The organism is Stenotrophomonas sp. GQ19, assembly GCF_059758695.1.
Window position 1 is genome coordinate 1 of the sequence record NZ_JCAXES010000018.1, and the last position, 5,408, is coordinate 5,408.

Annotated in this window: 2 tRNA genes and 2 rRNA genes; all 4 read right to left on the reverse strand. The window is 53.3% G+C overall.

Annotated features, from left to right (window positions below):
- Positions 1–166 precede the first annotated feature (166 nt).
- Positions 167–3,045 (reverse strand): 23S ribosomal RNA (locus AC6CHL_RS20725).
- Positions 3,046–3,273: 228 nt separating this feature from the next.
- Positions 3,274–3,350 (reverse strand) — tRNA-Ile (locus AC6CHL_RS20730).
- Between the two features lie 48 nt (positions 3,351–3,398).
- A tRNA-Ala gene (locus AC6CHL_RS20735) sits at positions 3,399–3,474 on the reverse strand.
- 95 nt (positions 3,475–3,569) lie between these two features.
- Positions 3,570–5,116, reverse strand: a 16S ribosomal RNA gene (locus AC6CHL_RS20740).
- The 16S and 23S rRNA genes sit together here with 2 tRNA genes alongside, the layout of an rRNA operon.
- Between the last annotated feature and the right edge of the window lie 292 nt (positions 5,117–5,408).

Genomic DNA, 5,408 nt, shown 5'->3' on the forward strand with positions numbered 1-5,408 from the left:
GCTTTTGGAGTGTCGCCGCAGAGCGTGTCTTTGCAGGGAGCGGGCACGAGTGTGCCGGCTTTACAAAGAGACGCGCCTGAGCGCCTGCCTCTCGTTTGGTCTTGTGACGTAGCGTGCACTTGGGATCTATCGACATGTCATGTCGGCCAAGGCAACTTGAGGTTATATGGTCAAGCCACACGGATCATTAGTATCAGTTAGCTCAATACATTGCTGTACTTACACACCTGACCTATCAACCACATAGTCTATATGGTTCCTTCAGGGGGCTTGTGCCCCGGGAGATCTCATCTTGAGGCGCGCTTCCCGCTTAGATGCTTTCAGCGGTTATCGCTTCCGAACATAGCTACCCGGCAATGCCACTGGCGTGACAACCGGAACACCAGAGGTTCGTCCACTCCGGTCCTCTCGTACTAGGAGCAGCCCCTCTCAAATCTCCAACGCCCATGGCAGATAGGGACCGAACTGTCTCACGACGTTCTGAACCCAGCTCGCGTACCACTTTAAATGGCGAACAGCCATACCCTTGGGACCGACTACAGCCCCAGGATGTGATGAGCCGACATCGAGGTGCCAAACACCGCCGTCGATATGAACTCTTGGGCGGTATCAGCCTGTTATCCCCGGAGTACCTTTTATCCGTTGAGCGATGGCCCTTCCATACAGAACCACCGGATCACTAAGTCCTAGTTTCCTACCTGCTTGATCCGTCGATCTTGCAGTCAAGCACGCTTATGCCTTTGCACACAGTGCGCGATGTCCGACCGCGCTGAGCGTACCTTCGAGCTCCTCCGTTACTCTTTAGGAGGAGACCGCCCCAGTCAAACTACCCACCATACACGGTCCCCGATCCAGATTATGGACCCAGGTTAGAACGTCAAGCACGACAGGGTGGTATTTCAAGGATGGCTCCACTGCAGCTAGCGCCACAGTTTCATAGCCTCCCACCTATCCTACACAGACGAACTCAACGTTCAGTGTAAAGCTATAGTAAAGGTTCACGGGGTCTTTCCGTCTTGCCACGGGAACGCTGCATCTTCACAGCGATTTCAATTTCACTGAGTCTCGGGTGGAGACAGCGCCGCTGTCGTTACGCCATTCGTGCAGGTCGGAACTTACCCGACAAGGAATTTCGCTACCTTAGGACCGTTATAGTTACGGCCGCCGTTTACTGGGGCTTCGATCAAGAGCTTCGCCTTGCGGCTGACCCCATCAATTAACCTTCCAGCACCGGGCAGGCGTCACACCCTATACGTCCACTTTCGTGTTTGCAGAGTGCTGTGTTTTTGATAAACAGTCGCAGCGGCCTGGTTTCTGCGGCCCTCTTCAGCTATAGCTCGCATGAGCCACCAAAAAGGGCGCACCTTCTCCCGAAGTTACGGTGCCATGTTGCCTAGTTCCTTCACCCGAGTTCTCTCAAGCGCCTGAGAATTCTCATCCTACCCACCTGTGTCGGTTTACGGTACGGTCTGCGTAAGCTGAAGCTTAGGAGCTTTTCCTGGAAGCGTGGTATCAGTGACTTCGCCTTAAAGGCTCGTCTCGGTGCTCGGTCTTGAAGAATCCCGGATTTGCCAAAGATTCAAACCTACCTCCTTTCCCCCGGACAACCAACGCCGGGTACACCTAACCTTCTCCGTCCCTCCATCGCACTTACGCGAGGTGCAGGAATATTAACCTGCTTCCCATCGACTACGACTTTCGTCCTCGCCTTAGGGGCCGACTCACCCTGCGCCGATTAACGTTGCGCAAGGAAACCTTGGGCTTTCGGCGTGCGGGTTTTTCACCCGCATTATCGTTACTCATGTCAGCATTCGCACTTCCGATACCTCCAGCAGACTTCTCAATCCACCTTCAACGGCTTACGGAACGCTCCTCTACCGCGTACATATAAATATGCACACCCCAAGCTTCGGTTCACTGCTTAGCCCCGTTAAATCTTCCCCGCAGACCGACTCGACCAGTGAGCTATTACGCTTTCTTTAAAGGGTGGCTGCTTCTAAGCCAACCTCCTGGCTGTCTGTGCCTTTCCACATGGTTTTCCACTTAGCAGTGAATTTGGGACCTTAGCTGTGGGTCTGGGTTGTTTCCCTTTTCACGACGGACGTTAGCACCCGCCGTGTGTCTCCCATACAGTCCGTCTCGGTATTCGGAGTTTGCAATGGTTTGGTAAGTCGCGATGACCCCCTAGCCATAACAGTGCTCTACCCCCGAGAGGATACATATGAGGCGCTACCTAAATAGCTTTCGAGGAGAACCAGCTATCTCCGGGTTCGATTAGCTTTTCACTCCTAATCACAGCTCATCCCCGTCTTTTGCAACAGACGTGGGTTCGGGCCTCCAGTACCTGTTACGGCACCTTCACCCTGGCCATGACTAGATCACCCGGTTTCGGGTCTACTGCCCGCGACTATGCGCCCTTATCAGACTCGGTTTCCCTTCGCCTCCCCTATACGGTTAAGCTTGCCACGAACAGTAAGTCGCTGACCCATTATACAAAAGGTACGCAGTCACTCTTTCGAGCTCCTACTGCTTGTACGCACACGGTTTCAGGATCTATTTCACTCCCCTCTCCGGGGTTCTTTTCGCCTTTCCCTCACGGTACTGGTTCACTATCGGTCGGTCAGTAGTATTTAGCCTTGGAGGATGGTCCCCCCATGTTCAGACAGGGTTTCACGTGCCCCGCCCTACTCGTCTTCACTGGAGTGGCCCTTTTAAATACAGGGCTATCACCTTCTATGGCCAGCCGTTCCAGGCTGTTTTTCTAGAACCATTCCAGCTTAAGGGCTAGTCCCCGTTCGCTCGTCGCTACTCAGGGAATCTCGGTTGATTTCTTTTCCTCTGGTTACTTAGATATTTCAGTTCACCAGGTTCGCTTCCAGCAGCTATGTATTCACTGCAGGATACCCGCAAGCGGGTGGGTTTCCCCATTCGGACATTACCGGATCAAAGCTTGTTGCCAGCTCCCCGATACTTTTCGCAGGCTGCCACGTCCTTCATCGCCTCTGACCGCCAAGGCATCCACCGTGTGCGCTTATTCGCTTGACCATATAACCGCAAGTTGCCTTGGGTTACATATATGACCTGGGGGTACAAAGCCCAGATACGAAATATAACGACTCAATTAATAAGAAGACATTTAAGTCTTCCGCCTTAGCCTCACGACACGTCAAGATAGAATCTCAAACGCTCGCTACGTCACAAGTTTTAAAAGAACACGTACCGGCCACAATGCCGATGCGTAATAAATTCTTTGTATGCGCTAGTCATTCAGAGTGGTGGGTCTGGGTAGACTCGAACTACCGACCTCACCCTTATCAGGGGTGCGCTCTAACCACCTGAGCTACAGACCCAATGTCCGTTTAGCTCATTGCCGAACACACCGATAAACGTGTGACGTGTGGTGGAGCCTGTCGGGATCGAACCGACGACCCCCTGCTTGCAAAGCAGGTGCTCTCCCAGCTGAGCTAAGGCCCCATATACGGGACTATCCACGTCGGCCAGGCCGACGTGAAACTCTGAATGCAGGTTACTTGTGAAGACGCCCGACAGGACGATGCTGTCTTTGCTCAAAAGGAGGTGATCCAGCCGCACCTTCCGATACGGCTACCTTGTTACGACTTCACCCCAGTCATCGGCCACACCGTGGCAAGCGCCCTCCCGAAGGTTAAGCTACCTGCTTCTGGTGCAACAAACTCCCATGGTGTGACGGGCGGTGTGTACAAGGCCCGGGAACGTATTCACCGCAGCAATGCTGATCTGCGATTACTAGCGATTCCGACTTCATGGAGTCGAGTTGCAGACTCCAATCCGGACTGAGATAGGGTTTCTGGGATTGGCTTGCCCTCGCGGGTTTGCAGCCCTCTGTCCCTACCATTGTAGTACGTGTGTAGCCCTGGTCGTAAGGGCCATGATGACTTGACGTCATCCCCACCTTCCTCCGGTTTGTCACCGGCGGTCTCCTTAGAGTTCCCACCATTACGTGCTGGCAACTAAGGACAAGGGTTGCGCTCGTTGCGGGACTTAACCCAACATCTCACGACACGAGCTGACGACAGCCATGCAGCACCTGTGTTCGAGTTCCCGAAGGCACCAATCCATCTCTGGAAAGTTCTCGACATGTCAAGACCAGGTAAGGTTCTTCGCGTTGCATCGAATTAAACCACATACTCCACCGCTTGTGCGGGCCCCCGTCAATTCCTTTGAGTTTCAGTCTTGCGACCGTACTCCCCAGGCGGCGAACTTAACGCGTTAGCTTCGATACTGCGTGCCAAATTGCACCCAACATCCAGTTCGCATCGTTTAGGGCGTGGACTACCAGGGTATCTAATCCTGTTTGCTCCCCACGCTTTCGTGCCTCAGTGTCAGTGTTGGTCCAGGTAGCTGCCTTCGCCATGGATGTTCCTCCCGATCTCTACGCATTTCACTGCTACACCGGGAATTCCACTACCCTCTACCACACTCTAGTCGCCCAGTATCCACTGCAATTCCCAGGTTGAGCCCAGGGCTTTCACAACAGACTTAAACAACCACCTACGCACGCTTTACGCCCAGTAATTCCGAGTAACGCTTGCACCCTTCGTATTACCGCGGCTGCTGGCACGAAGTTAGCCGGTGCTTATTCTTTGGGTACCGTCAGAACAACCGAGTATTAATCGACTGCTTTTCTTTCCCAACAAAAGGGCTTTACAACCCGAAGGCCTTCTTCACCCACGCGGTATGGCTGGATCAGGCTTGCGCCCATTGTCCAATATTCCCCACTGCTGCCTCCCGTAGGAGTCTGGACCGTGTCTCAGTTCCAGTGTGGCTGATCATCCTCTCAGACCAGCTACGGATCGTCGCCTTGGTGGGCCTTTACCCCGCCAACTAGCTAATCCGACATCGGCTCATCTATCCGCGCAAGGCCCGAAGGTCCCCTGCTTTCACCCGAAGGTCGTATGCGGTATTAGCGTAAGTTTCCCTACGTTATCCCCCACGAAAAGGTAGATTCCGATGTATTCCTCACCCGTCCGCCACTCGCCACCCATAAGAGCAAGCTCTTACTGTGCTGCCGTTCGACTTGCATGTGTTAGGCCTACCGCCAGCGTTCACTCTGAGCCAGGATCAAACTCTTCACTTAAAAACGCATAGTCCGAGGACTAAAAATTTAAAGCTGCAGATGCTTGACCGCTGGCAACGTTTCGCTTGCTTTAAAACAATTGATATGTTGCTTGATCAAACGTCTGCAAGATGGACATACATCCTTCCTGCAGGCGCCTTCACAAGATACCTGCGCATACTGTCAAAGAACTTTGGAATCGGCCTCAGCGCCTTCTTCCGTTTGCCCCGACGTTTCCGTCGTTGCGAGCCGCCCATTGTAGACCGGCTTATCTGCTTCGTCAACACCTTTTTTCAAGGCCGTTTCACCGAAG